This window comes from Chromobacterium phragmitis, from assembly GCF_003325475.1.
GTDB classification, from domain to species: Bacteria; Pseudomonadota; Gammaproteobacteria; order Burkholderiales; family Chromobacteriaceae; genus Chromobacterium; species Chromobacterium phragmitis.
This window is the reverse complement of record NZ_CP029495.1, coordinates 107,662-131,778: the sequence shown is the minus strand read 5'-3', so window position 1 is coordinate 131,778 and position 24,117 is coordinate 107,662. Positions and strand designations below refer to the sequence as shown.

Annotated in this window: 29 protein-coding genes; 26 read left to right on the top strand and 3 right to left on the bottom strand. The window is 63.8% G+C overall.

Features of this window, described 5'->3' with window-relative positions; all coding sequences use genetic code 11:
- Positions 1–18: 18 nt before the first annotated feature.
- Complete coding sequence (locus DK842_RS00635; RefSeq protein ID WP_114059630.1) at positions 19–987, bottom strand: bile acid:sodium symporter family protein; 969 nt, start codon at positions 985–987, stop codon at positions 19–21.
- Between the two features lie 91 nt (positions 988–1,078).
- Here DK842_RS00635 and DK842_RS00630 point away from each other — a divergent pair, with 91 nt between their 5' ends.
- Positions 1,079–1,990 (top strand): LysR family transcriptional regulator, encoded by a 912-nt coding sequence (locus tag DK842_RS00630; RefSeq protein WP_114059629.1) that lies wholly within the window; start codon positions 1,079–1,081, stop codon positions 1,988–1,990.
- Between the two features lie 53 nt (positions 1,991–2,043).
- Here DK842_RS00630 and DK842_RS00625 read toward each other — a convergent pair whose 3' ends face one another.
- Positions 2,044–2,385: a lectin gene (locus DK842_RS00625; protein ID WP_114059628.1), complete on the bottom strand. Its 342-nt coding sequence runs from the start codon at positions 2,383–2,385 to the stop codon at positions 2,044–2,046.
- 567 nt (positions 2,386–2,952) lie between these two features.
- Here DK842_RS00625 and DK842_RS00620 point away from each other — a divergent pair.
- The 25 genes from DK842_RS00620 to DK842_RS00500 all read left to right on the top strand — a co-directional run bounded on the left by DK842_RS00620 (position 2,953) and on the right by DK842_RS00500 (position 23,616).
- On the top strand, positions 2,953–3,468 hold the full coding sequence (locus DK842_RS00620) for a low molecular weight protein-tyrosine-phosphatase (protein WP_114059627.1): 516 nt from the start codon (positions 2,953–2,955) through the stop codon (positions 3,466–3,468).
- A 76-nt stretch (positions 3,469–3,544) separates the two neighbouring features.
- Entirely contained in the window at positions 3,545–4,240 is a 696-nt protein-coding gene (locus tag DK842_RS00615; protein ID WP_114059626.1) for a chemotaxis protein CheB, read from the top strand.
- Between the two features lie 24 nt (positions 4,241–4,264).
- Positions 4,265–5,641, top strand: coding sequence for a sigma-54-dependent transcriptional regulator (locus DK842_RS00610; RefSeq protein ID WP_114059625.1), 1,377 nt, complete (start codon positions 4,265–4,267; stop codon positions 5,639–5,641).
- 2 nt (positions 5,642–5,643) lie between these two features.
- Positions 5,644–5,967 (top strand): flagellar hook-basal body complex protein FliE, encoded by a 324-nt coding sequence (gene fliE, locus DK842_RS00605; RefSeq protein ID WP_114059624.1) that lies wholly within the window; start codon positions 5,644–5,646, stop codon positions 5,965–5,967.
- A gap of 53 nt (positions 5,968–6,020) precedes the next feature.
- Positions 6,021–7,757, top strand: coding sequence for a flagellar basal-body MS-ring/collar protein FliF (fliF, locus tag DK842_RS00600; protein ID WP_114059623.1), 1,737 nt, complete (start codon positions 6,021–6,023; stop codon positions 7,755–7,757).
- Entirely contained in the window at positions 7,750–8,748 is a 999-nt protein-coding gene (fliG, locus tag DK842_RS00595; RefSeq protein WP_114059622.1) for a flagellar motor switch protein FliG, read from the top strand. The genes fliF and fliG overlap by 8 nt, the downstream gene beginning before the upstream one ends.
- Positions 8,729–9,607, top strand: coding sequence for a FliH/SctL family protein (locus DK842_RS00590; RefSeq protein WP_114059621.1), 879 nt, complete (start codon positions 8,729–8,731; stop codon positions 9,605–9,607). Before fliG ends, DK842_RS00590 begins: the two co-directional genes overlap by 20 nt.
- Entirely contained in the window at positions 9,588–10,985 is a 1,398-nt protein-coding gene (fliI, locus tag DK842_RS00585; protein ID WP_114059620.1) for a flagellar protein export ATPase FliI, read from the top strand. Before DK842_RS00590 ends, fliI begins: the two co-directional genes overlap by 20 nt.
- Positions 10,986–10,994: 9 nt before the next feature.
- Entirely contained in the window at positions 10,995–11,447 is a 453-nt protein-coding gene (fliJ, locus tag DK842_RS00580; RefSeq protein ID WP_114059619.1) for a flagellar export protein FliJ, read from the top strand.
- A 54-nt stretch (positions 11,448–11,501) separates the two neighbouring features.
- A complete protein-coding gene (locus DK842_RS00575) occupies positions 11,502–12,449 on the top strand; it encodes a flagellar hook-length control protein FliK (protein WP_114059618.1) in 948 nt (315 codons plus the stop codon).
- 108 nt (positions 12,450–12,557) lie between these two features.
- The gene (locus DK842_RS00570) at positions 12,558–13,076 is read left to right on the top strand and encodes a flagellar basal body-associated FliL family protein (protein ID WP_114059617.1); all 519 of its coding nucleotides are present in this window, start codon (positions 12,558–12,560) and stop codon (positions 13,074–13,076) included.
- Positions 13,077–13,083: 7 nt separating this feature from the next.
- Positions 13,084–14,088, top strand: a complete 1,005-nt coding sequence (gene fliM / locus DK842_RS00565) for a flagellar motor switch protein FliM (RefSeq protein ID WP_114059616.1) — start codon at positions 13,084–13,086, stop codon at positions 14,086–14,088.
- Positions 14,085–14,528 carry a flagellar motor switch protein FliN gene (gene fliN / locus DK842_RS00560; protein WP_114059615.1) on the top strand — a complete coding sequence of 148 codons (444 nt, stop codon included), beginning with the start codon at positions 14,085–14,087 and terminating at the stop codon, positions 14,526–14,528. The genes fliM and fliN overlap by 4 nt, the downstream gene beginning before the upstream one ends.
- A 56-nt stretch (positions 14,529–14,584) precedes the next feature.
- Positions 14,585–14,995 (top strand): flagellar biosynthetic protein FliO, encoded by a 411-nt coding sequence (fliO, locus tag DK842_RS00555; RefSeq protein ID WP_198414604.1) that lies wholly within the window; start codon positions 14,585–14,587, stop codon positions 14,993–14,995.
- Positions 14,995–15,747 carry a flagellar type III secretion system pore protein FliP gene (fliP, locus tag DK842_RS00550; RefSeq protein WP_408608689.1) on the top strand — a complete coding sequence of 251 codons (753 nt, stop codon included), beginning with the start codon at positions 14,995–14,997 and terminating at the stop codon, positions 15,745–15,747. The genes fliO and fliP overlap by 1 nt, the downstream gene beginning before the upstream one ends.
- Entirely contained in the window at positions 15,744–16,244 is a 501-nt protein-coding gene (locus tag DK842_RS00545; RefSeq protein ID WP_114059614.1) for a GNAT family N-acetyltransferase, read from the top strand. Before fliP ends, DK842_RS00545 begins: the two co-directional genes overlap by 4 nt.
- Complete coding sequence (gene fliQ, locus DK842_RS00540; RefSeq protein WP_114059613.1) at positions 16,241–16,510, top strand: flagellar biosynthesis protein FliQ; 270 nt, start codon at positions 16,241–16,243, stop codon at positions 16,508–16,510. The genes DK842_RS00545 and fliQ overlap by 4 nt, the downstream gene beginning before the upstream one ends.
- On the top strand, positions 16,510–17,286 hold the full coding sequence (gene fliR / locus DK842_RS00535; RefSeq protein WP_114059612.1) for a flagellar biosynthetic protein FliR: 777 nt from the start codon (positions 16,510–16,512) through the stop codon (positions 17,284–17,286). Before fliQ ends, fliR begins: the two co-directional genes overlap by 1 nt.
- 102 nt (positions 17,287–17,388) lie before the next feature.
- Entirely contained in the window at positions 17,389–18,114 is a 726-nt protein-coding gene (locus DK842_RS00530) for a YebC/PmpR family DNA-binding transcriptional regulator (protein ID WP_114059611.1), read from the top strand.
- A gap of 130 nt (positions 18,115–18,244) precedes the next feature.
- The gene (locus tag DK842_RS00525; RefSeq protein WP_114059610.1) at positions 18,245–19,540 is read left to right on the top strand and encodes an aminopeptidase P N-terminal domain-containing protein; all 1,296 of its coding nucleotides are present in this window, start codon (positions 18,245–18,247) and stop codon (positions 19,538–19,540) included.
- A gap of 14 nt (positions 19,541–19,554) precedes the next feature.
- Positions 19,555–20,712: an FAD-dependent oxidoreductase gene (locus DK842_RS00520; RefSeq protein ID WP_114063547.1), complete on the top strand. Its 1,158-nt coding sequence runs from the start codon at positions 19,555–19,557 to the stop codon at positions 20,710–20,712.
- Between the two features lie 3 nt (positions 20,713–20,715).
- Entirely contained in the window at positions 20,716–21,867 is a 1,152-nt protein-coding gene (locus tag DK842_RS00515; protein ID WP_114059609.1) for a UbiH/UbiF family hydroxylase, read from the top strand.
- Positions 21,868–21,889: 22 nt separating this feature from the next.
- Positions 21,890–22,621: a DsbC family protein gene (locus DK842_RS00510; RefSeq protein ID WP_114059608.1), complete on the top strand. Its 732-nt coding sequence runs from the start codon at positions 21,890–21,892 to the stop codon at positions 22,619–22,621.
- 54 nt (positions 22,622–22,675) lie between these two features.
- Positions 22,676–23,254 (top strand): hypothetical protein, encoded by a 579-nt coding sequence (locus DK842_RS00505; protein ID WP_114059607.1) that lies wholly within the window; start codon positions 22,676–22,678, stop codon positions 23,252–23,254.
- A 101-nt stretch (positions 23,255–23,355) separates the two neighbouring features.
- Positions 23,356–23,616 carry an acyl-CoA-binding protein gene (locus DK842_RS00500; protein WP_114059606.1) on the top strand — a complete coding sequence of 87 codons (261 nt, stop codon included), beginning with the start codon at positions 23,356–23,358 and terminating at the stop codon, positions 23,614–23,616.
- 61 nt (positions 23,617–23,677) lie between these two features.
- On the opposite strand, the gene DK842_RS00495 is transcribed toward DK842_RS00500, so the two are convergent.
- Positions 23,678–24,106, bottom strand: a complete 429-nt coding sequence (locus DK842_RS00495; RefSeq protein ID WP_198414603.1) for a type IV pilin protein — start codon at positions 24,104–24,106, stop codon at positions 23,678–23,680.
- Positions 24,107–24,117: the final 11 nt, after the last annotated feature.

Here is a 24,117-nt window from a genome sequence, read left to right as displayed (position 1 = left end):
TGCGGCGGGGATTTTCTTTCAGGCGCGGGCTTCGGCCAGGTGCCGTTTGCGGAAACGCTGGGCCAGCATCGCGCACACCATCAGCTGGATCTGGTGGAACAGCATCAAAGGCAGCACGATGGCGCCGATCGCGTGGCCGGCGAACAGCACCTTGGCCATCGGCACGCCGCTGGCCAGGCTCTTCTTCGATCCGCAGAACAAGATGGTGATCCGGTCTTCGCGGCTGAAGCCCAGCTTGCGGCCGGCCAGCGAGGTGATCGCCAGCAGCAGGCCGAGCAGGATGGCGTTGACCGCCAGCAGGCCGGCCAGCGCCGCCGCCGGCGTCTGCCGCCACAGCCCGCTGATCACCGCCGCGCTGAACGCGGTGTACACCACCATCAGGATCGACCCCTGGTCCACGTATTTCAGCAAGGCCTTGTGCTGGTCCACCCAGCCGCCTATCCAGCGGCGGGCGATCTGGCCGGCGATGAAGGGCAGCAGCAACTGGTAGACGATGTCCAGCGCCGATCCCATGTTTTGCGCCGCGCCGCCGTGGCCGGCCACCAGCCAGCCCACCAGCAGCGGGGTGATGAAGATGCCCAGCAGGTTGGACGCGGTGGCGCTGCAGATGGCGGCCGGCACATTGCCCTGGGCCATCGAGGTGAAGGCGATCGACGACTGCACAGTGGACGGCAGCATGCACAGATAGAGCACGCCCAGGTACAGCTCCGGCGTCACCAGCGGCGTCAGCGCCGGTTTGAGCAGCAGGCCCAGCAGCGGGAACAGCGCGAAAGTGGAGGCCAGCACGGTCAGGTGCAGCCGCCAGTGGCCGGCGCCGGCTACCACGGCCTCGCGCGACAGCTTGGCGCCGTGCAGGAAAAACAGCAGTCCGATCGCCAGATTGGTGGCCAGGTTGAGGATCTGCGCGGCCTGGCCGGAGCAGGGCACTAGGCTGGCCAGCGCGACAGTGGCCAGTAGCCCGGCAGTGAAGGAATCCAGCAGTTTCATGGCGTGGAAAGGAGATATCGACGCGGCTATTGAAACGCGGATCAATTAAGAATACAAATGTATTTATCTGATGAATTGATGTGAAAAATATATGAATTTCACGCTGCGGCAACTGCGAGCGTTCTGCATGGTGGCGGAGCATGCCAGTTTCAGCCGGGCCGGCGATGAGCTGAACCTGAGCCAGCCGGCGGTCAGCCGTACGGTGCGCGAGCTGGAGCAGGCGCTGGAACTGCGCCTGCTGGACCGCACCACCCGCGAAGTGGCGCTGACTTCGACCGGCGCGCGGCTGCTGCCCAAGCTCAGGCGAGCGCTGGCGGAACTGGACGAGGTGCTGGACGAGACGCGCAAGGAGGGCGAACAGGCCCTGGGCAGTGTGCATGTCGCCAGCAGCCCGACCCTGTCGGCCAGCCTGATGCCGGCCATCGTCGCCGCCTGCCGCGAGCGCTATCCGCAGTTGGGACTGTCGCTGCACGATCAGGTGCAGCGGTTGAACGTGGCGGCGGTGCGCGGCGGCGAGGTGGATTTCGGCTTGGTGGTGGAGCCCGAGGATTGCGAAGATCTGGAGCAGGAAACGGTGCTGACCGACGACTTCTGGCTGGTATGCCCGGCCGACCACCGGCTTGCCGCGCGGGAGCGGGTGGCCTGGCGGCAGCTGGACGGCGAAGCGCTGGTGCTGCTGGACGGCAGCTCCGGCAGCCGGCCATTGATAGACCGGTTGCTGCGCGAGCATGGACTGGATTGTCCGGTGGCGCAGCAAATGGGCCATTCCCATTCGGTATTCCGCATGGTGGCGGCTGGCATCGGCGTCAGCGTGTCGCCGGGTCTTGCCATGCCGCTGCCGGAAGGCTGCGGCCTGACGGCGCGTCCGCTGGTGCCGAGAGCCGGGCGCCGAATCGTGTTGATCCGCCGACGCAAGCGGACGCTGTCTCCGGCTGCGGAACGGGTTTGGTGTCTGGTGTTGGAGATGCGGAAGCTGCTGGAGACGCTAGCACCTGCAGCGTAGAAGGCGCCGGCCCGGACGCCGCCGTATCGGCGAGTCCGGGCGGGGGGAGCGGCTTATTGCGCGGTATTGGAGGCCCAGACCGGAATCTTGGGCTCGTAGATCACCAGATTGCCGTCATCCTGCATGGTGACGAAGCTTCCCGGCTTGCCGTTGGTGCCGGAGGCCCACAGCGGCTTGCCGTGGAAGTCGTACAGCACAAAGTTGCCGTCGGTCTGCATGATGGCGCGCATCGCGTCCTTGCCATTGGTGTTGGAAGCCCACAGCGGATGATGGTTGGCCATCCGGTATAGCACCAGATTGCCGTCGCTTTGCAGAATCAGTTGGTAGGCGCCGTTGGTGGACAGCAAGTATTCGTTGATGCCCAAAACTTGGTTGGGGAGAAGAGTGTTTGCCATGATTGCCGCTCCTTGAAATGAATGTGTCAGGGAAAGCTTGAGGCAGTAAAGCGATGTGGATAGCGCAGGCCGGCTTTATTCTTGTGTCGACATGTCGTCATTCACATGCTGGGCAAATTTTATTTGCAGAGGCATTGCATAGCAATATATGACTGATTTCGATTTATATATTGGCGCTATTAATGTGTTGTTCGTGGCATAAGGGACAGTTTTTTGTTGTATTTCAGCTAGGTTAATTCCTATCTCATTTTGATTTGGCGTGAACAGTAGATGAATTGCCATTTTCTGGTGCTGCGGCATGGTGGGCTGGCATGGCATTTAGTGTAAGACGGAATTATCGACCAGAGGATGATTTTATGGCCTCTGCTTTTTCGCCAGACAGGTGCCGCGCAAAACTTTCGAAGCGTGTTTGGCGTGGGAGTGGTTTGGCCGCGCATTGGCGTAGCTGGCTGCGATGTGGTTTTCGTGTCAAGATGCGAGTGTCGCGCGATAATTTCATCAATGGCAATCCTGATTCTGATGAATGGCCGGACAGGGCGGCGCGAGGTTTGAATCAAGGGGAACTGTATGATCGAAAAGGATGTTTTTTCTATCCTTTTTGTATGTCATGGAAATATATGCCGCTCTCCCACCGCGGAGGGCGTGATGCGAGGAAAGCTCGCGCATCGTGGTTGGCAAGCGCGCTTCCGCATTGATTCCGCCGGCACGCACGGCTACCACGTGGGCGAAGCGCCGGACGCGCGCAGCGCGCGGGCCGCGGCCGGGCGCGGCTATGATTTGTCAGCGCTGCGGGCGCGCAAGGTGGAAGACGCGGATTTCTCCGGCTTTGACCTTATCCTTGCGGCCGATTGCCACAATCTGGCCGATCTCCATCGCCGCTGCCCGCCAGAAATGGCGGGGCGTCTGCGCCTGATGCTGGAGCCGTTGGGCGAGGGGCGGGAGGTGCCGGATCCCTACTACGGTGGTGAGCGCGGTTTTGAACAGGTGCTCGATCTGCTGGAGGCCGCCTGCGACGCCTGGCTGTTCCGCTTGGGCGAAGATCCGCACCGAGGTCCGGCAGACCGGACGCCGCTCGCCTGCTAAGCTATCTGAAACAACCCCGCGCCGCCCGGCGGGCCGCCATTGGCAGCCGAGCGCACCCTGTCCGCAAGGGAAAAACATGGCCTTGACTTCGCGCGAGCGAGCGAACAAGACTCCGTTGGAAATCGTGCCCAGCCATAGCGCGGACGTGATTCTGCCGCGCCAGCCGACCAAGACGCCGCTGGCCAGCCAGACCGTGATCGTCATCGGCTCTTCCACGGGAGGCACCGAGGCGCTGCGCACGCTGCTCACTTCGCTGCCGGCTAATATGCCGCCCATCCTGATCGCCCAGCACATGCCGGAAATGTTCACCCATTCATTCGCCCAGCGGCTGGATTCGCTGTGCCGGTTGCGGGTGAAGGAGGCGGAAGACAATGAGAGGCTGCAGGCGGGGACCGTCTACATCGCGCCCGGGCATTCCCATTTATTGATCAAGAGCGCGCCGACGATAGGCTATAGCACCTCGTTGAACAATGGCCCGGCAGTCAATCGCCACCGGCCATCGGTGGATGTGTTGTTCCGTTCGGCTGCCAATCTGGTGGGCAAGAACAGCATAGGCGTCATGCTGACCGGCATGGGGCGCGACGGCGCCAACGGCATGCTGGAAATGCGTCAGGCCGGTGCCTGGAATATCGCCCAGGACGAAGCGAGCTGCGTGGTGTTTGGCATGCCCAAGGAGGCGATCGCCATCGGCGCCACCCATGAGGTGCTGGGTTTGCCCAGCATCGCCCAGAGGCTGGTCGTGCTGGCTCATCAGCGCCAGCCATCGGTATAACCATAATAAGAAGCATTGGACTGTATGAAGTATCTTCCGATTTTGGTGGTCGAAGACGACGCCGACCTGCGCGAGGCCATTGTGGACACCTTGTCTCTGGCCGGCTATCCGACGCTGGAGGCCGCCGATGGCGGCAGCGCTTTGCAGACGCTGGCGCAGGAGCCGGTTGGGCTGATCGTGTCTGACGCCCAGATGGCGCCGATGGATGGTTATCAGCTGTTCGAGGAGGCGAAGAGGCGTTATCCGGGCGTGCCCTTCATTCTGATGACCGCCTATGGCGTGATCGAGAGGGCGATCGAACTGCTGCGCGCCGGCGCCGCGCATTACCTGCTGAAGCCCTTCGAGCCGCAGAATCTGCTGGCGGAAGTGGGGAAGCATCTGTTGGCGATGCCGGAGGACGATGGCGGCGAAGTGGTGGCGGAGTCCGCCGCGATGCGGCAGTTGTTCGCGCTGGCGGGACGGGTGGCGCAGAGCGAGGCCAGCGTGATGATTTCCGGCCCCAGCGGCAGCGGCAAGGAGGTGTTGGCCCGGTACATTCACCGGCACTCCCGACGCGGTGAGGGCGCGTTCGTCGCGGTCAATTGCGCGGCGATTCCTGACAATCTGCTGGAGTCCACGCTGTTCGGCCATGAGCGGGGCGCCTTCACCGGCGCGGCGCAGGCATTGCCCGGCAAGTTCGAGCAGGCGCAGGGCGGCACCATCCTTTTGGATGAGGTGACCGAGATGCCGCTGCCCTTGCAGGCCAAGCTGCTGAGAGTGTTGCAGGAGCGTGAGGTGGAGCGCATTGGCAGCACTCGCGCCATCAAATTGGACATCCGGGTGCTGGCCACATCCAACCGCGATCTGCAGGCGGCGGTGGAGGCGGGCAATTTTCGGGAGGACCTGTATTTCCGCCTGAATGTCTTTCCGCTGAAAATTCCGGCTCTGGCGGAGCGGCGAGACGATATTCTGCCTTTGGCACGATTCCTGCTTAAAAAACATGCGGAGGCCGCGGGCCGCGCGTCCCTGGTGTTTTCCAAGGATGCGGAACGTCATTTGACGGCCTATAGTTGGGAGGGTAACATCCGCGAACTGGATAATGTCGTGCAGCGGGCGGTGATTCTTGCCGCCGGGGCGGAAATTATTGCCGCCGACTTGATGCTGGACGATATTGCTGGCGTGGGGCAGTTTACCCGGGCGGAGTCCGAAATGGACAGTTCGGCGTCGGGTGAAACCGACATGAAAACACTTGAAAAACGCCATATTCTGGAAACATTGGCGGCGGCCGGCGGCGTAAAGAGGCTGGCGGCCGAAAAGCTGGGCATCAGCGAGCGCACCTTGCGCTACAAATTGCAGCGTTACCGCGATGAGGAAGCTGCGGATGCCGATGGAAATGTTCCGGAGAGCGATGGCACGGAGTAGCCATGTCAGTCAATAACATCGACCAGTTGCTTGGCGAACTGAAAAGCGCGGCGGCGCTGGCTTCGGGCAAGCAGGCGCCGGCGGCGCAGCAAACGCCGCAGGTCGACTTTTCCGACGTGCTCAAATCGACGATTGAGCAGGTCAATTCGGCGCAGCAGACTTCGGAGGAGATGCAGAAGCAGTTCCAGTTGGGCGACAACAAGGAAGTCAATCTGCAGGACGTGATGGTTTCCCTGCAGAAAGCCAGCCTGTCGTTCCAGACGATGGTTCAGGCGCGGAACAAGCTGGTCACCGCGTATCAGGAAATCATGAATACCCAAGTCTGACGCTGTCGGCGGCCACGGCCCGGCGGCGGCGGACCTAAACCACAAACCACCGTATGGCTGATCTGGCAGAAGAAAACGCTACTCCAGTTTGGCGCGCGCGACTGAACGAGGCGGGTGACCGCTTCAAGGCGCTGCCCAACAACCGAAAAATCCTGTTTCTCACGGCGTTGGCCGCGATTTTCGCCGTCGTCGTCGGCGCGGTGGTTCTCAACCGCACTCCATCTTATAAAGTCCTGTTCTCCAATCTGGCCGATCGCGATGGCGGCCAGGTCACGGCCGCGCTGCAGCAGATGAATATCCCTTATCAGTTGGGCGAGGGCGGCGTGATCTCGGTGCCGGCCGACCGCGTCTACGACGTGCGGCTCAAGCTGGCGGCCCAGGGCTTGCCCAAGGCGAGCGGCGTGGGTTTCGAGCTGATGGACAACCAGAAGTTCGGCATCAGCCAGTTTGCCGAGCAAGTCAATTACCAGCGTTCGATCGAGGGCGAGCTCGCCCGCACCATCGAGGCCATATCTTCGGTGCAGAGCGCCCGCGTCCACATCGCCACCCCCAAGCAGAGCGTGTTCGTGCGCGAGCAGCAAGCGCCCACCGCCTCGGTGATGCTGCAGCTCTATCCGGGGCGGATGCTGGATGGAGGTCAGGTCGCCGGCATATTGCACCTGGTGTCCAGCTCGGTGCCGAATTTGCCTATCAAGAACGTCACCATCGTCGATCAAGACGGCAATCTGCTGTCCAAGCAGTCAGGTCCGGACGACAATTCGGGTCTGGACCAGCGTCAGCTGGGTTTTGTGCGCCAGATCGAGGAAGGCTATGTCAAACGGATCGAGGACATTCTCGAGCCCATTTTCGGCCGCGGCAACGCCCGCGCGCAAGTGACGGCCAATGTCGACTTCTCCGAAACCGAGCAGACCTCGGAGACATACCGGCCCAACTCCACTCCGAATCCCTCGGCCACGCGCAGCCAGCAGATCAGCGAAAAGCTGGTCAACGGTTCGGCCAACCCCAGCGGCGTGCCGGGCGCGTTGTCCAATCAGCCGCCGTCGGCGGCCTCGGCGCCGATCACGCTGCCGCCGGGCGCCGCGCCGGGGACGGCCAACCTGTCCGGCCTGGGCGTCGGCGCCAGCGGCACGCTGCAGCGCGACATCACCACCAATTACGAAGTCGACAAGACCATACAGCACACCAAGGTGCCCACCGGCGTGGTCAAACGCTTGTCCGCGGCGGTGGTGGTCAATTACCGCCGCATGCCGGACAAGAGCGGCGAGATGAAGCCGACGCCGTTGACGCCTCAGGAAGTGCAGCAGATCAATAATCTGGTCAAGGAGGCCATGGGCTACAACACCGGCCGCGGCGACACGCTCAATGTCGTCAATGCCGCCTTCGCCGACAACGCCCAGCCTGTCACCATGCAGGAGCGGGTGATGGATTACGTCAGCGGCAATGGCACCAGCCTGGTCAAGTACGGCCTGTTGGCGATAGCGGTGCTGTATCTGTTATTCGGCGTGGTGCGCCCCATCATGCGGGATCTGGTCAAGCCGCCGGCTCCGGCCGGAGCCGGAGCCGAGGGCGAGGCGGGAGAGGCTGGCGCTGCGAGCGCCGGCGGACGTCTGCTTGGCGTGGCCGGAGAAGAGGGCGAGCCGGGCATGATCTCGGCGATGGGTGGCGAGGACCCGCGCGAAGCGCAGAAACGCCAATACAGCAGCAACCTGGAAGCGGTGCGCGAGCTGGTGAAGTCTGATCCGCGCATGGCAGCCCAGATCATCAAGGAATGGATAACTGCCGATGAGTGAGAACGGAGTCCGTAAAAGCGCCGTGCTGCTGTTCAGCCTCGGCCAGAACGAAGCGGTAGAGGTATTCAAGTACCTCGGCCCCAAGGAAGTGCAGAAAATCTCGCTGGCGATGGCGGCGATCAACAACCTCAGCTATGAGCAGATCGACGAGGTGGTGGCCGAATTCCGCAACGAGTGCAACGCCCGCGCCAGCATCGGCGCTTCGGACGAATATCTGCGCAACGTGCTGATCGAGGCGCTGGGCCCGGACAAGGCCGCCAACCTGCTGGACAAGATCATGCAGGGCAACGACCACAGCGGCATCGAGAGCCTGAAGTGGATGGACCCGTCCTCCGCCGCCGACTTGATCCGCCACGAGCACCCGCAGATCATCGCCACCATTCTGGTGCATTTGGAGCCGGATCTGTCCAGCTCCATCCTGGCCTTCTTCCCGGAACGGATGCGCAACGAGGTGCTGATCCGGACCGCGACGCTGGAGGGCGTGCAGCCGCAGGCGCTGCGCGAGCTCAACGACGTGCTGACCCAACTGCTGTCCGGCTCCGATCGCATCAAGAAGAGCGCGTCCGGCGGCGTGGGGCTCACGGCGGAAATCCTCAACTTCATGGGCGGGAACGTCGAGGCGTCGGCTCTCAGCTTCATCCGCGAATATGATCCCGAACTGGCCCAGCGGATCCAGGACAAGATGTTCGTGTTCGAAAACTTGCTGGACATCGACGACCGCTCGATCCAGACCATACTTCGCGAAGTTCAGTCCGATTCGCTGGTGATCGCGCTGAAGGGCACCAGCACCGATTTGAAGGAAAAGATCTTCCGCAACATGTCCCAGCGCGCGGCGGAAATGCTGCGCGACGACCTGGAGTCCAAGGGGCCGGTCAAGCTGTCCGAGGTCGAGGCCGAGCAGAAGGAAATTCTCAAGGTGGTGCGCAAGCTCGCCGACGACGGCCAGATCGTGCTAGGCAGCAAGGGCGGCGATGAAGGCCTCATCGAGTAGCGGTTCGATCATTCCCGGAGAGGAGCTGGAAGGCTGGAGCAGTTGGAGCCCAGTCTCTCTCGATGGTTTCACCCAGGCCTTGTCCCCGGCTCAACTGGTGGCGATGGCGCAGATGCGCCGACCCGGCCAGAGTCTTGCCGAGCGCATCGCCGCCGCGGAGCCGGATGCCTCCATTCCGGTGCCCTTGGCGGAGGCTGAAGCCCAGGCCGAGCAAGTCGAGCAGGATGCGCCGGCCGAACCTGAGGAGGTCCCTGCCGCGCTAGGTTATCCCACGGCGGCTGAGCTGGAGGCCATTCATCAAGAGGCTTGGCAGGCCGGGCATGACGCGGGCCAGGAGGCCGGGCGGGCCGAGGGTTTCGAACAGGGTTTGCAGGCGGGCAGGGAGCAAGGCGCGGCCGAGGCGCGCGCCGAGCAGCTGCCTAGGCTGGAAGAGGCCTGGCAGGCCTTGCGGAGCATGGGCGCCGATTTTTCCGCGGAGCTGGGGAGGGTGGAGCGAGAGTTGGCGCAAGATGTGCTGAAGCTGGCCTGGGGGCTGGCCCAGAAGCTCGCGCAACAGAAAATGGCAGTGGACGAGCAGGCGTTGTTGCCGTTGCTGCAGGCGGCGCTGGCGGAATTGCCTTCCACGCTGGCGAATGCTCGCTTGCGCGTTCATCCTGCAGACTTGGCCGTTGCGCGCGATTTTCTGCAGCAGGAGATGCCGGAGACGGTATGGCAGTGGATGGAGGATCCGCAGATGAGCCGCGGCGGCTGCGTGATAGATGCGAGTTCGGTGAGGCTGGATCTGACGCTGGAGACTCGGCTGGCGGCGATGAGCCGCGCGCTGGGGCTGGAGAGTGGCGATGAGCGGCAGCCTGATTGAGAGACAGAGGGGCTGGTTGTCGGCGTGCGCCGCCGCCGCCGAGGCGGCCAGCTTGTGGCAGCCCTGTGGCCGCCTGGTGCGCGTCACCGGCATGGTGATGGAGGCGGTGGGCATCAAGCTGCCGGTGGGCAGCGCCTGCCGCGTGATGCTGGCTGACGATCACTCGGTTGAGGCGGAAGTGGTGGGGTTTTCCGGCGACAAGGTATTCCTGATGCCGCTCACCAATGTCCATGGGCTGTTGCCTGGCACGCCGGTTTTGCCGTTGCCTTCGTTTCATCCTCCATCCTATGGCGGCGGGAACGGCCTGATGATGGCCGCCAGCGCGGCGGCGGGCCGCCAGGTGCCGGTGGGCGCCAGCCTGCTGGGCAGGGTGTTGGATTCGCTTGGACGACCGCTGGACGGCTTGGGTCCCGTCCATCCCGACGCTTGGTTTCCCCTGTACAGCCAGCCGATGAATCCGCTGCACCGCACCCCGGTGCACGATGTGCTGGATGTCGGCGTGCGGTCGATCAACGGCCTGCTCACGGTCGGGCGCGGTCAGCGCCTGGGTTTGTTCGCCGGCTCCGGCGTCGGCAAGTCGGTGTTGCTGGGCATGATGGCTCGCTTCACCAAGGCCGATGTGGTGGTGGTGGGGCTGATAGGCGAGCGGGGCCGGGAGGTGAAGGATTTCATCGAAAACATCCTGGGCGAGGAGGGGCGGGCCCGCTCGGTGGTGGTGGCCGCTCCGGCCGACATGCCGCCCCTGATGCGTCTGCACGGCGCCGCCTACGCCACTGCGCTGGCCGAATATTTTCGCAGCCAGGGCCTCGATGTGTTGCTGCTGATGGACTCTGTCACCCGTTATGCGATGGCGCAGCGGGAGATCGCGCTGGCCATCGGCGAGCCGCCAGTCACCAAGGGCTACCCGCCATCGGTATTCGCCCGCCTGCCGCAGCTGATAGAGCGCGCCGGCAATGGCGAGGAAGGCGGCGGCTCCATCACCGGGTTCTATACCGTCTTGTCCGAGGGCGATGACCAGCAAGATCCGATAGCCGATTCGGCGCGGGCCATCCTGGACGGGCACTTCGTGTTGTCGCGGGACCTGGCGGAAGCCGGCCACTATCCGGCGATAGACATCGAACAGTCCATCAGCCGGGTGATGGTGGACGTGGTGCCGCAGCAGCAAATGGACTTGGCCCGCCATTTCAAGCAGCTGTACTCCCGTTACCAGCGCAACCGCGACCTGATCAGCGTCGGCGCTTATGTCCCGGGCTCCGATCCGGTGCTGGACGACGCGATGCGCCGCCAGTTGCCCATGGTCAGTTTTCTGACCCAGCCCATGCATGAATCGCATGATTACGCCTCTTGCTGCGAGCAGTTGGCCGGCGTGATGGCCTGAGCCTGAGCCATGGCGGCTAGCAAATACGAGTTGTTGATCCATCTCGCCGAAGAGCGCCAGCAGGCGGCGGCGGAGCGAATGAGCCTGGCCCAGAATCGTCTGGCGGAATCGCGCGCGCGGCTGGAGCAATTGGACGCGTTTCGCGAAGAGTATCGCCAGCGTCTGGTCGGCGGGAGCGGGCGAGGCATTTCCATCGTCCAGTATCAGGATTTTCGGCGCTTCCTGTCGCGGCTGGACGATGCCATGGTCCAGCAGCAGCAGGATGCGGATCGTTGCGCGCAGCGTTTCGTGATGGAGCGCCAGGCCTGGCAGATGGAGTACAAGAAGTTCAAGGCCTACGAGAAGCTGTTGCAGCGCGAGCGTGAGCGCGAGGCGCAGAAAGAGGCGAAGCGGCAGCAGAAGCAAACCGACGAATTCGCCACGCGCCAGTTCTGGGATCGGACGCATGGCGGCGATGCTTGAGTTGGCACGTTCCTTGCTTGAACTGGCCTCGTTACACTCAGTCGAGGCATCGTCATGACCATCATCGTCAATACGCCGGCAGCGAACGCTGGCGCGGCGGCAACCGCGGGGAGCGCGTCGTCCGCGGGCAATGCCGGCGGCGCCGGAGATTTGTTCGCCAGCCTGCTTGGCATCCAGATGAGCGCGATTGGCGCGATGCTGCCCGGACTGAGCGATGGCGGCGACGGTGGCCAGCCGGCGGAGGAGAAGCCGACAGCAGCCAAGAGCGACGATGAAGACGCGTCGCTGCAGGCCGCGCTGGCGATGCCCATGCTGGCGGCCTTGCAAGCCCAGCCGCAGACGATGGAGGCGAAGCCCGCATCACCTACTCAGGATTTGCTGGGCCAGCAGGCGGCTTCCGCGAAAATAGATCCCGCGCTGCTGCTGCAAGTGGCGACGAAGCAAAGCTTCAACTGGCGAGGCGAGCAGCAAAAATTGCCGGATGCCGACGCGAACGCCGCGCAATTCTTGCCGCTTCAGCAATTGCAACCTCAGGCGCAGCAACCTGTTCACGCGCAGGCGGCCAATGCCGCCCTTCCCCAGCTGAACCTTTCGCAAACGCTGGCCGACCCCAACTGGGGCAAGGCCTTGGGCGAGCAGATGCTCAGCATGGTCAGCCTGAAGATGGACAAGGCGCAGATTCAGCTCAACCCTCCTCAAATGGGACCGATCGAGGTGACGCTGAAAATGAACGGCACGGACCAGGCGCAAGTATTGTTCACCGCGGCGGTGCCGGCGACGCGCGAGGCGTTGGAAAACAATATGCATCGCTTGAGCTCGATGTTGTCTTCCAGCGGCATCCAGTTGACCGACTCGCAGGTTTCCAGCGGCAATTCCGGGCGGCAGCAACAGGCTTTCCAGCAGAAGAAGGGACGCGACATGCCGGTCATCGGGGAGGTCGATGGCGCGGATGCGTTGAGCGCCATCAAGACCGCGCGTGGCATACTCAGCATCTTTGCTTGACCCGATTTGAGATTGACACTGTTCAGCAGGCCGATAAAACAGGAAAATATGGCCGGGAAATCGTTTAAGATTTCACTAGGAACTCCATAAAAGAACAGGTCATAACTTATGTCGGATGATAAAAAGGCGGACAAGACGGAAAAAAAGGCGGGCGGAGGCGGCAACAAGCTGATGCTGCTCGTCGTTCTGCTGCTGGTTCTGGTGCTGGCTGCCGTGGGGGGGATGGCTGCCTACATGTTCACCAATATGAACAAAGCAGGCGGCGCCCAGGCTGATCAGGTTCAGGAGAAACCCAAGAAAAAACATGAAGGCCCCCCGATCTTCGAGAAGATGGACACCTTCGTGGTCAATCTGGCAGGCAACGACGGCAGTCTGCTGCAGGTGGACATGCAGGCGCAACTGGGCGATGAAGAGGCCAAGAAGAAATTCACCGACTACGCGCCCAAGATCCGCAGCGCGGTGATTCTGTTGCTGTCCTCCAAAACGGCGGCGGAAGTCAGCACGGCCGAGGGCAAGGTCAAGCTGAAGGCCCAGGTCAAACAAATCATCAACGAGGCGATGGACTCGGGCGACGAGCCCGTGGTCGAAAGCGTCCTCTTCACATCCTTCATCATCCAGAAGCAGTAGGCGCGCCATGGGCGACGATATTCTGTCCCAGGAAGAGGTAGACGCGCTATTACGGGGCGTCTCCGGCGAGGACGAGGACGAGGAGGGCGGGCAGGATGGCCAGGGTGTCCGGGGCTATGACATCGGTCGGCAGGAGCGGATTGTTCGCGGCCGGATGCCGACCCTGGAGATCATCAACGAGCGCTTCGCGCGCAATTTGCGCATTGGCCTGTTCAACTTCCTGAGGCGCAACGCGGAAATTTCGGTCGGCCCGGTCCGGGTGCAGAAATACAGCGAGTTCATCCGCAATCTGGTGGTGCCGACCAACCTGAACCTCGTCCACGTCAAACCGATGCGTGGAACGGGCTTGCTGATTTTCGATCCGGATCTGGTGTTCTTGATCGTCGACAACCTGTTCGGCAGCGACGGCCGCTACCACGTCCGGGTGGAAGGCCGCGATTTCACGCCTACCGAGCAGCGCATCATCCATCGTTTGCTGGAGGTGGTGTTCACCGAGTGCCAGAAGGCATGGGAGCCGGTATACCCGATAGAATTCGTCTACCTGCGCTCGGAAATGAACACCCAGTTCGCCAACATCGCCACGCCTACCGAAGTGGTGGTGGCGATGACTTTTCATATCGAGTTGGGCGCGGGAGGGGGGGACTTCCATATCTGCCTGCCGTATTCCATGGTCGAGCCGATACGCGACCTGCTGTCCAGCACCATGCAGGCCGACCGCACCGAGGTGGACAACCGCTGGGTCAATCTGATGACCCATCAAGTGCAGGCGGCAGAGGTGGAGCTGGTGGCCAGCCTGGCGCACGCCAAGGTGACGCTGGGGCAGATTCTGAATCTGAAGAACGGCGACGTGGTGATGATAGACATACCCGAGCGCGTGGAGGCCGACGTATCCGGCATCCCGGTGTTCGAGGCGAGTTACGGCACGGTGCAGGGCCGCTACGCGTTGAAGGTGGAAAAGATACTGGCGGGGACCAACGAATTTCTGGAGTCCCCCGGAGAGCATGAGCAATGAGCGAAGAAGAGCTGCAGGGCGGCGCGGCCGGCGCCGAAGAGGAAGTGTCGATGGACGACTGGGCCGCCGCGATGGCGGAACAGGAAGTGGTGGACAGCGCGCAGACGGCTGAGTCCGAGGCTACGCCCGCCCAGGGCCTGTTTCAGGAGATCGGCGCGGGCGCGATCTCTGGCGGGCCGCCGAATCTGGACATGATTCTGGACATTCCGGTCCAGTTGACCGTGGAATTGGGAAGAACCAAGATCGCCATCCGCAACCTGCTGCAGTTGGCCCAGGGGTCGGTGGTGGAGCTGGACGGCATGGCCGGCGAACCGATGGATGTGCTGGTCAACGGCTGCCTGATCGCGCAGGGCGAAGTGGTGGTGGTCAACGACAAGTTCGGCATCCGCCTCACCGACATCATCACGCCGGCCGAACGGATACGGCGATTGCAGAAATAATGGATATGGGCACAATCGCGAGAGCGCGCCTGGCGCTGCGGGGCGCGCTTTGTTTTATGGCTTCTTCGCCGCTATGGGCGGCAGCCGCGCCGGTGCCGGCTGCCGCGCCGTCACCATTCGCCAGCTTGGTGCAGGTGATCCTGGGGCTGGCGGTGGTGCTGGGCGCCATCGTCGGCGTGGCATGGCTGTTCAAACGTTTGTCCGGCGGGGTGCTGGGCGGAGCGGGGCGGGTCCGTGTCGTCGGCGGCACCATGGTCGGTCAGAAGGAGCGCGTGGTGATCGTCGAGTTGGAGGGCGAATGGCTAGTGCTAGGGGTGACCCCGCAGCAGGTCAATCTGCTCAGCAAGATGCCGCGGCCGGAAGACGCCGACGCGGAGCCGTCGCTGCCGGCCGATCCCTTCGCGCGCTGGCTGAAGGCCGCGCTGGACAAGAGCCGCGCGGCGCAGCAGCGGCGGCAGGACAAATGATGAAGAAAAAGATGATGAGCGCCCTGCTGTCAGGCGGGGCGTTGCTGATGCCGCTGCTGGCGGACGCCGCGGGGGGGCTGCCGCTGATGACCAGCACGCCAGCGGCCGGCGGCGGGCAAAGCTATTCGCTCAGCCTGCAGATGTTGCTGTTCATGACGTCGCTCACTTTCATCCCGGCGATGATGTTGATGATGACGGCATTCACCCGCATCATAATTGTGCTGTCGCTGCTCAGGCAGGCGCTGGGCACGACGCAGTCGCCGCCCAATCAGGTGATCGTGGGATTGGCGTTGTTTTTGACGCTGTTCGTGATGGGGCCGACTTTCGACCAAGTCTACAACAAGGCCTGGGTGCCCTTTTCCGACGACAAGATCAGCTTCAACCAGGCCCTGGATGAAGGCAGCAAGCCGATGAAGGCCTTCATGCTGCGCCAGACGCGGGAGAAGGATCTGGCTTTCTTCATCGAGATCTCGCAGTCGCCGAAGCCGCAGAGCAAGGAAGACGTGTCGATGAAGACCCTGATTCCCGCTTTCGCCATCAGCGAGCTGAAAACCGCGTTCCAAATCGGCTTCATGGTGTTCATCCCCTTCATGATCATCGATCTCGTCGTCGCCAGCATCCTGATGGCGATGGGCATGATGATGGTGTCGCCGGTGACCATCTCCTTGCCGTTCAAAATGATGTTGTTCGTATTGGTGGATGGTTGGACCTTGTTGATGGGCTCGCTGGTGCAGAGCTTCTACACAGGATGAGCGCGCGTCTGGAGGCTTTGTCGCCGGAGGATCTGCCTGCCTGTTTCAGCCTGTTCCGCGAAAGCGTTCTCGCTTTGGCGGGCGGGGCGTACACGATGGCGCAGTGCGAAGCCTGGGCGCCGCCGCGCGCCTGGGACGGGGATGTGGAGCGGGCATGGCTGGCTCGCCTGGCCGGCGCGTGGTCGTGCAAGGCCGTGGCGAGCGACGGCCGGCTGGCCGGTTTCGCTTGGCTGAAACTCGATGGCGAGTTCGACATGTTGTTTGTCGCGCCCTGGGCGGGTCGGCAAGGGCTGGGCGGCCGGATGGTGGCGCTGTTGGAGGCGCAAGCGTCGGCCTGCGGCGTGACGGCCTTGCATGCCTGGGCAAGCCATGCGTCGCGGCCGGTTTTCGAACGGGCCGGCTACGTCCTGCTGCGCGCCAACCGGATCGAGCGGGCTGGCGTGGAAATCGACAATTGCTTGCTGGCCAAGGGCGGCTGGCGGGAGGAGGGCGCATGAGTCCGGAATTGGTCATCAGCATCGTACAGAACGCCTTGTACGTGCTGATCATCGTGTCGGCGCCGGTATTGCTGACGTCGCTGCTGGTGGGCTTGCTGATCAGCATCTTGCAGGCGGCCACCCAGATCAACGAAATGACGCTGACTTTCATCCCCAAGCTGTTGTCTATGTTTCTGGTGCTGGTGCTGGCCGGCCCCTGGATGCTGAACACGCTGATCGAGTACACCACGCGCTTGTTCCAAAGCATACCCAACGTGATCGGCTGATGCAGGCGATTAGCGACATCCAGATCAACGCCTGGGTCAGCGTCTTCGCCTGGCCCTTCGCGCGCATCGTCGGCCTGTTCCTGACCGAGCCGGTGTTCGCCTATCGCGGCGTGCCCCGCCGCGTAAAGGCGGCTTTCGCGTTGATGCTCACAGTGATGTTGGCGCCGCTGCTGCCGCCCTTGCCGGCGGTGCCGTTGGTATCGGCCGAGGGCATCGCCATTCTGGTGCAGCAGTTGCTGATCGGCCTGGCGATGGGTTTCGTGATGCGCATCGTGATCAGCGCGGTGGAGCTGGCGGGCTTCATTATCGGCGCGCAGACCGGCTTGGGTTTCGCCATGTTCTACGATCCGGTGCACGCGGCCCAGGTGCCGGTGCTGTCGCAGATGCTGTCGCTGTTCACCTTCTTCTTGTTTCTTGCCTTCGATGGCCACCACGTGGTGCTGGGCGCGCTGGCGCACAGTTTTCAGGTGTTGCCGATAGGCATGCCGATGCCGGCGCAGGGCATCAAGACGTTGGTGTTGTGGAGCGGCCATTTGATTGAGTGGGGCGTGTGGCTGGCGATGCCCATCATCGGCGCGTTGCTGATCACCAACCTGGCCATCGGCGTGATGACCCGCGCGGCGCCGCAATTCAACATCTTCTCCTTCGGCTTCCCGCTCACCATCATGATCGGCTTCGGCGTGCTGTACATGACGCTGCCGATGATGATCCCGGTGATAGAAAGCATGTATCAGGCCGGCTTCGACATGATGCTGCGCATGCTGCAAGCCAAGTAGCTGGGCCTGTCTCGTAAAGCCTGCCGGCTTTCTGCTAGAATACCGCCAATTTTGATTGACGCTCCGGCAGGCGCCGGGGCCTGACAACGCACAGAGGCAAATATGGCAGGTCACAGCAAATGGGCTAACATCCAGCACCGCAAAGGTCGCCAGGATGCCAAACGTGGCAAGATCTTCACCCGCCTGATCAAGGAAATCACCGTCGCGGCCAAGATGGGCGGCGGCGACGTCAACATGAACCCGCGCCTGCGGTTGGCGGTGGACAAGGCCAAGGCCGAGTCCATGCCCAAGGACAATATCGAAAACGCGATCAAGCGCGGCACCGGCCAGCTGGATGGCGTAGATTACGTGGAGTGCCGCTACGAAGGCTACGGCATCGCCGGCGCGGCGGTGATGGTGGACTGCCTGACCGACAACAAGACCCGCACCGTGGCCGATGTGCGCCATGCCTTCTCCAAGTACGGCGGCAATATGGGCACCGACGGCTGCGTCTCCTTCCAGTTCAAGCATTGCGGCTATCTGGTGTTCGCGCCCGGCGTGGACGAGGATGCGCTGATGGAGGCTGCGCTGGAAGCCGGCGCGGAGGACGTGGTCAGCAACGACGACGGCTCCATCGAAGTCGTCACCGGGCCGTATGAGTTCTCCGACGTCAAGGACGCGCTGGAGGCCAAGGGCTTCAAGTCCGAGATGGGCGAAGTGACCATGCGCGCCGAGAACGAGACCGAGCTGTCCGGCGACGATGCCGCCCGCATGCAGAAGCTGCTGGACGCACTGGAAGACCTGGATGACGTGCAGGACGTGTACACCTCCGCCATCATCGGCGAGTGATCGTTTCCTCAGTCTCGAAAAACCCGGCCCGGCCGGGTTTTTTCATGGCCGCTCGGCTTGGGCGGCGCGCGCGCCGGGTGTAAACTGGCGCTATATCCGTCACCCCGTCTCCGCAAGGATTTCACTGACCATGCACCAGCCGCATGCCGAACGCCGCAAGCGCTTGATGAACCAGATCGGCGACGGCGTAGCCCTGCTGGCCACCGCGCCGGAAGCGGCGCGCAACGCCGACAACCATTATCCCTATCGCGCCGACAGCTACTTCCTGCACTTGACCGGTTTCGAGGAGCCGGAAGCCGTGTTGCTGCTGGACGGCCGCAGCGGCAGATCCATCCTGTTTTGCCGAGACCGCAATCCGGAGATGGAGATCTGGGACGGCTTCCGTTACGGTCCGGACGGCGCGCGCGAGGCATTCGGCTTCGACGAGGCCTACCCGCTGGCCGAAATGGCGGAGCGGGTGCCCGAGTTGCTGACCGATAGCGGCCAGCTGTGGTGGCTGCTAGGCCATGACGAGGCTTTCGACCGTCGCGTCAATGTGTGGCTGGATGCGGTGAGGCTGCGCTGCCGCGACGCGCGCGGGCCGAGCCAATTCGGCGATTTGCGCGCGCTGCTGGATGAAATGCGCATGGTCAAGGACGAGGCGGAGATCGAATTGCTGCGCGTGGCCGGAGAGATTTCCGCCGCGGGCCATGTGCGGGCCATGCGCGCCGCCAGGCCCGGCCTGTACGAGTACCAGCTGGAGGCGGAGTTGCTGCATGCCTTCGTCAGCCGCGGGGCGCGCCAGCCGGCTTACGAAAGCATCGTCGCCGCCGGCGCCAACGCTTGCACGCTGCATTACGTGGCCAACCGCTCGCGGCTGAACGACGGCGAACTGCTGTTGATAGACGCCGGCTGCGAGTACCGGGGCTACGCCGGCGACATCACGCGCGCCTTTCCCGTCAACGGCCGCTTCAGCGGCCCGCAGCGCGACGTGTACGAGATCGTGCTCGCCGCCGAGCTGGCCGGCATCGCGGCGGTGAAGCCGGGCGCGGCCTGGCATGCGCCGGCGGACGCCGCGCTGGCGGTGCTGGCGCGGGGCATGGTGGATCTGGGCCTGCTGGCGGGCACGCCGGAGGGAGCGATCGAGTCCGGCGCTTATCGCCAGTTCTACATGCATGGCGTCGGCCACATGATAGGCCTGGATGTGCATGATGTCGGCCAGCGCAAGCTGCGGGGACGCTGGCGCGAGTATCAGCCGGGCATGTGCACCACCGTGGAGCCGGGGTTGTATATCCGCCCCGCGGCGGGGGTGCCGGAGGCCTTCCACAATATCGGCATCCGCATCGAAGACGATGTGCTGGTGACAGCGGATGGCAACGAGGTGTATACCGCGGCGGCGCCGAAAACGGTGGCCGAGATCGAGGCGCTGATGCGCGGAGAGCGATAATGACGCAGACAAACATGAGCGAACACGCCGATGTGCTGGTGGTGGGAGGCGGGCCGGTGGGCGCGCTGGCGGCATTGAGGCTGGCTCGGCAGGGCCGCAGCGTGATGCTGCTGGAGGCGCGGGCGAAGGATGCCGAGGTGCGCGACGCCCGCGCATTGGCCCTGTCCTGGCACAGCCGAGTGTTGTTGGAGGATGCCGGCGCGTGGCCGGACGGCCTGCCGGCCACCCATATCGATACCGTGCATGTGTCGCAGCAAGGCAGCTGCGGCCGCACCCGGCTGGATCGGGAAGACCTGGATCTGCCGCATCTGGGCGCGGTGGTCGACTACCCGGCGCTTGTCGCCGGGCTCGGCGGCGCGCTGGAGCAAGCCGGCGTGCAGGTGAGATGGCAATGCCGGGTGACGGTGGTGAAGAGCCTGAGCCAGTACGCGTGCGCCGAGGTGGAGACGCCGGAAGGCCGCCTGCTGCTGACCGGCCGCCTGCTGGCGCTGGCCGAGGGCGGCGCGCTGGCGGAAACGTTGCCGGGCATCCGCCGGCTGACCCACGATTACCATCAGTGCGCGGTGCTGGCCGAGGTGGAGACCGAGCTGCCGCCCCAGGGCGTGGCCTACGAGCGTTTCGCTCATGACGGCCCGTTCGCGTTGCTGCCGCACGGCGAGCGCTACATGCTGGTGTGGACCCGCAGCCAAGCCGACGCGGAACGGCTGCTCGCCGCGGATGAGTCGGTATTGCGCGAGGAGTTGCAGCTGGCTTTCGGCGAGCGGCAGGGCCGCATCCTGGCGGTCGGCCCGCGCGCCAGCTTCCCGCTGGTCCTGCGCCAGGCGAGCCGGGTGGCCAGCGGCCGGGTGGCATTGATAGGCAATGCCGCCCAGACCATGCATCCGGTGGCGGCGCAGGGGCTGAATCTGGGCCTGCGCGACGCGGTCGGCCTGGCCGAGGCGCTGGGGCTGGCGGCCGATCCTGGCGACGCCGCCGCGCTGCGGCGCTATGCGGCGGCTCGCCGACTGGACAGCCAGGCGGTGGTGGGATTCACCCATGGCTTGATCAAGCTGTTCGATGGCCATCACCCGCTGGTGAACCGCCTGCGGGGCGCGGGGATGACGGGGTTGGACGCGCTGCCCGCCTTGCGGCGCAAATTCGCCGGCCATCTGGTGTTCGGCGTGCAAGGATAAACGATGCGTTACGACAAATATCAAGCTGTGATCGTCGGCGGCGGCCTGGTCGGCGCCAGCTTGGCGCTGGCGCTGGCGCGCGCCGGCAAGCGAGTGGCGTTGCTGGAGGCCGGAGAGCCGGCCGTCGAAGGCTTGGAGCAGGGTTGGGACGCGCGCATTTACGCGGTCAGCCCGGCCAATCGCCGTTTCCTGGAGGGCATGGACGCCTGGCCGGACATGCAGCGGATCGGAACGATAGAATCGATGGACGTGCGCGGCGACGCCGGCGGGCGGATTGCGTTCTCCGCCCGCGACGCCGATGCCGACGCGCTGGCCTGGATCGCGGAAAATCGCTGGCTGCTGGCTTCGTTGTGGGCCCAGCTGCGCGACAGCGGCGCGGAACTGATCACCGGCGCGCGGGCGCAGTCGCTGGCCACGACGCCCGGCGAAGCCAGGCTGACGCTGGAGGATGGCCGGGAACTGGCGGCCGAGCTGCTGGTTGGAGCGGATGGCGCCAACTCCTGGGTCCGGGGGGAGCTGGGCTTGCAGGCCAGCGTCAAGCCATACGGCCAAAGCGGCGTAGTGGCCAATTTCGCCTGCGAGCGGCCGCATCAGGGCGTGGCGCGGCAATGGTTCTTCGGCGACAGCATTCTGGCCTGGCTGCCGATGGCCGGGAACCGAATCTCCATGGTCTGGTCCACTCCTGATTCGCAGTCGTTGCTGCGGTTGTCGCCCGAAGCGCTGTCTGAGCGCGTGGCCGTGGCCGGCGGGCGGCAACTGGGCGAGCTTGAGGCCATCACGCCGGCGGCGGCCTTTCCGCTGCGGCTGATCCAGCCGGAGGCGGTGGCGGCGGAGCGGGTGGTCTTGATAGGCGATGCCGCCCATACCGTCCACCCCTTGGCGGGGCAAGGCGTCAACCTGGGCTTCCAGGACGCCGCGCAACTGGCAGGGCTGTTGGCGTCTGCGCCGGACTGCGGCGATTGGATGCTGCTGCGCCGCTACCAGCGGCAACGCCGCGAAGCGGTGGCGGCGATGCAATTAGGCTGCGATGGCCTCTACCGGCTGTTCCATGCGAAACTGCCAGGTCTGTCATGGCTGCGCAATACCGGCCTGTCCTTGACCAACTGCCTGACGCCCTTGAAGCGGCAGTTCGCCAAGCAGGCGATTGGATACTGATTTCCCTAAGGACCCCCGATCGATGAACAAGAGAATGAAGACGCTGGCCTTGTCCAGCGCGATGCTGATGTCGCTGGCCGCCTGCTCCCAGGCCGCCGGCGGCAATGTCGAGGATGTCAAGAAGGCTTTCATCGAGCACTTCCCCGGCAAGCAAGTGAAGAGCGTCAGCGCCACCCCGGTCAAGGGCATCTACGAATTGGTGGTGGATGGCCGCCAGGTGGTGTATGTCAACAGCGATGCTAGCTATCTGTTCGTCGGCGACCTGATCGACACCAAGAACAAGGAAAGCCTGACCGAGAAGAAGATGGCCGAGCTGTCCAAGGTGGACTTCAACGCGCTGCCGTTCCAGTACGCGTTCAAGGACGTGCGCGGCAAAGGCGAGCGCAAGATGGCGGTGTTCACCGATCCGGATTGCCCGTTTTGCAAGAAGCTGGAGCGCGAGAGCCTGAAGGGCATCGACAACGTTACCATTTACACCTTCCTGTATCCGCTGACCCAGCTGCACCCGGACGCGATGCGCAAGTCCAAGCAAATCTGGTGCTCGCCGGACAAGGCGGCGGCCTGGACCGCCTTCATGCGCGACGGCAAGCCGCTGACCGGTCCTGACAACTGCGACACGCCGCTGGACAAGATCCAGGCGCTGGGCGAGAAGATGGGCATCACCGGCACGCCGGCGCTGGTGTTCGCCAACGGCCGCATGGTGCCGGGCGCGATCGGCGGCGACGACATCGAACAGCTGTTGAACGCCAAGTAAGGAAAAAGACGGGACCGGTTGAATCGGTCCCGTTTTTCATCGGCGGGTGCGGGCATGAGGATGCGGCGTTGGAACACGAGAGAACGGCTGCTGTTGGCGCTGTGGCTGTCGCTGCTTGTCCACGCGGCGCTGTTGTGGCTGCCGCTGAGGCCGGGTGCCTGGTCTTCGTGGCATGAGGCGTTGCGAGTGAGGCTGCGGGCGGAGCCCGAGCCGGCGGTCGCGGAGCCGCCGCCCATCGCCCCGCCGTCGGCCGAGGCGCCAAAGCCGGCAAGCGCGGACGAGGAGCCGGAGGATGCCGGGAACGACAGGTTGCGCTTGGGCGCGGACATCTATTATCCGGCGCGGGAGCTGGACCAGCTGGCGCAGGAGCGCGGCCATATCGCGTTGCCGGACGTGGCGCTTAGCGGGCCGACGGCTCCCGTTGTCGTGCTGGTGTTCATCGGAGAAGGCGGGCGGGTGGACGCGGTGCGCTTCGAGGGCGAGGTGGACGCCAGACTGGCCGACGCCATCGCGCCGGTGTTCCATGCTGCCGATTACCAGCCGGCTCGCAAAGGCGGCCGGGCGGTGAAAAGCTATAAGCGGATACGGATAGATCCGCAATGGGACGCCGCGACGCCGCCTCTGTCGCATTGAGCCCGCTTCATGCTACATTGTCCCCCGTTCCGGCGCATGCCGGAGGGCTAACACCGCCAGGGATGGAGCCAACCGTCCCGGCAATCGACAAAGGAAACGCCATGTCTGATCTGCAGACTCTTTTCACCCAGGCCCAGGCCGACGTCAAGACCCTGTCCGAACGTCCGGACAATCAGACCCTGCTGCAGCTGTACGCGCTGTTCAAGCAGGCGACTGAAGGCGACGCCACGGGCGAGCGCCCGGGCATGATGGACTTCATCAACCGCGCCAAGTTCGATGCCTGGGAAAAGCTTAAGGGCAAGGATGCCGCCGCGGCGATGCAGGAGTACGTGGACGTGGTGAACAAGCTGCTGGCCGATTAAACCGGCCATCGCCAGCGATCAAACCGAAACGGCGCCTCAGGGCGCCGTTTGGATTTGCCGGTCACCAGCAGCCGCTGACGGCAAGCGTATTGTTGCTGGCATCTACGTTGCTCTGATTGCCCAGATTGTCCAGCTTGTAAGTTTGGCAGCTGTCCTGGGCCTGGCTTCCCTGCGGCGCGGCTGACAGGGAGAAGGCGCTGGCCGTGGCGCTGGCGATGGAAAGCGCGTACAGGTTGTTGCCGTTGCCTGGCACGTAGACGGCGCCGCTGGCGTAGCCCAGCGTGGCCAACTGGCTGGCGTAGCTGTTGTTGGTCGCGTAATAGCTTTCCTGGCGCGTGGCCAAGTCTTGCAGCGCCGTTTTCGCCGCCGCGCGGCCGGATTTCATCATGAAATTGCGGTAGGCAGGAACGGCGATGGCGGTCAGGATGGCCAGCACGGCCAGTGTGATGACCAGCTCCAGCAGGCTGAAGCCTTGCGAACGCTTGCGCATGGTTTTTCCTT

Coding starts and splice junctions, on each gene's coding strand:
- DK842_RS00635 (WP_114059630.1), bottom strand. CDS start 987: ATGAAACTGCTGGATTCCTTCACTGCCGGGCTACTGGCCACTGTCGCG.
- DK842_RS00630 (WP_114059629.1), top strand. CDS start 1,079: ATGAATTTCACGCTGCGGCAACTGCGAGCGTTCTGCATGGTGGCGGAG.
- DK842_RS00625 (WP_114059628.1), bottom strand. CDS start 2,385: ATGGCAAACACTCTTCTCCCCAACCAAGTTTTGGGCATCAACGAATAC.
- DK842_RS00620 (WP_114059627.1), top strand. CDS start 2,953: ATGATCGAAAAGGATGTTTTTTCTATCCTTTTTGTATGTCATGGAAAT.
- DK842_RS00615 (WP_114059626.1), top strand. CDS start 3,545: ATGGCCTTGACTTCGCGCGAGCGAGCGAACAAGACTCCGTTGGAAATC.
- DK842_RS00610 (WP_114059625.1), top strand. CDS start 4,265: ATGAAGTATCTTCCGATTTTGGTGGTCGAAGACGACGCCGACCTGCGC.
- fliE (WP_114059624.1), top strand. CDS start 5,644: ATGTCAGTCAATAACATCGACCAGTTGCTTGGCGAACTGAAAAGCGCG.
- fliF (WP_114059623.1), top strand. CDS start 6,021: ATGGCTGATCTGGCAGAAGAAAACGCTACTCCAGTTTGGCGCGCGCGA.
- fliG (WP_114059622.1), top strand. CDS start 7,750: ATGAGTGAGAACGGAGTCCGTAAAAGCGCCGTGCTGCTGTTCAGCCTC.
- DK842_RS00590 (WP_114059621.1), top strand. CDS start 8,729: ATGAAGGCCTCATCGAGTAGCGGTTCGATCATTCCCGGAGAGGAGCTG.
- fliI (WP_114059620.1), top strand. CDS start 9,588: ATGAGCGGCAGCCTGATTGAGAGACAGAGGGGCTGGTTGTCGGCGTGC.
- fliJ (WP_114059619.1), top strand. CDS start 10,995: ATGGCGGCTAGCAAATACGAGTTGTTGATCCATCTCGCCGAAGAGCGC.
- DK842_RS00575 (WP_114059618.1), top strand. CDS start 11,502: ATGACCATCATCGTCAATACGCCGGCAGCGAACGCTGGCGCGGCGGCA.
- DK842_RS00570 (WP_114059617.1), top strand. CDS start 12,558: ATGTCGGATGATAAAAAGGCGGACAAGACGGAAAAAAAGGCGGGCGGA.
- fliM (WP_114059616.1), top strand. CDS start 13,084: ATGGGCGACGATATTCTGTCCCAGGAAGAGGTAGACGCGCTATTACGG.
- fliN (WP_114059615.1), top strand. CDS start 14,085: ATGAGCGAAGAAGAGCTGCAGGGCGGCGCGGCCGGCGCCGAAGAGGAA.
- fliO (WP_198414604.1), top strand. CDS start 14,585: ATGGCTTCTTCGCCGCTATGGGCGGCAGCCGCGCCGGTGCCGGCTGCC.
- fliP (WP_408608689.1), top strand. CDS start 14,995: ATGAAGAAAAAGATGATGAGCGCCCTGCTGTCAGGCGGGGCGTTGCTG.
- DK842_RS00545 (WP_114059614.1), top strand. CDS start 15,744: ATGAGCGCGCGTCTGGAGGCTTTGTCGCCGGAGGATCTGCCTGCCTGT.
- fliQ (WP_114059613.1), top strand. CDS start 16,241: ATGAGTCCGGAATTGGTCATCAGCATCGTACAGAACGCCTTGTACGTG.
- fliR (WP_114059612.1), top strand. CDS start 16,510: ATGCAGGCGATTAGCGACATCCAGATCAACGCCTGGGTCAGCGTCTTC.
- DK842_RS00530 (WP_114059611.1), top strand. CDS start 17,389: ATGGCAGGTCACAGCAAATGGGCTAACATCCAGCACCGCAAAGGTCGC.
- DK842_RS00525 (WP_114059610.1), top strand. CDS start 18,245: ATGCACCAGCCGCATGCCGAACGCCGCAAGCGCTTGATGAACCAGATC.
- DK842_RS00520 (WP_114063547.1), top strand. CDS start 19,555: ATGAGCGAACACGCCGATGTGCTGGTGGTGGGAGGCGGGCCGGTGGGC.
- DK842_RS00515 (WP_114059609.1), top strand. CDS start 20,716: ATGCGTTACGACAAATATCAAGCTGTGATCGTCGGCGGCGGCCTGGTC.
- DK842_RS00510 (WP_114059608.1), top strand. CDS start 21,890: ATGAACAAGAGAATGAAGACGCTGGCCTTGTCCAGCGCGATGCTGATG.
- DK842_RS00505 (WP_114059607.1), top strand. CDS start 22,676: ATGAGGATGCGGCGTTGGAACACGAGAGAACGGCTGCTGTTGGCGCTG.
- DK842_RS00500 (WP_114059606.1), top strand. CDS start 23,356: ATGTCTGATCTGCAGACTCTTTTCACCCAGGCCCAGGCCGACGTCAAG.
- DK842_RS00495 (WP_198414603.1), bottom strand. CDS start 24,106: ATGCGCAAGCGTTCGCAAGGCTTCAGCCTGCTGGAGCTGGTCATCACA.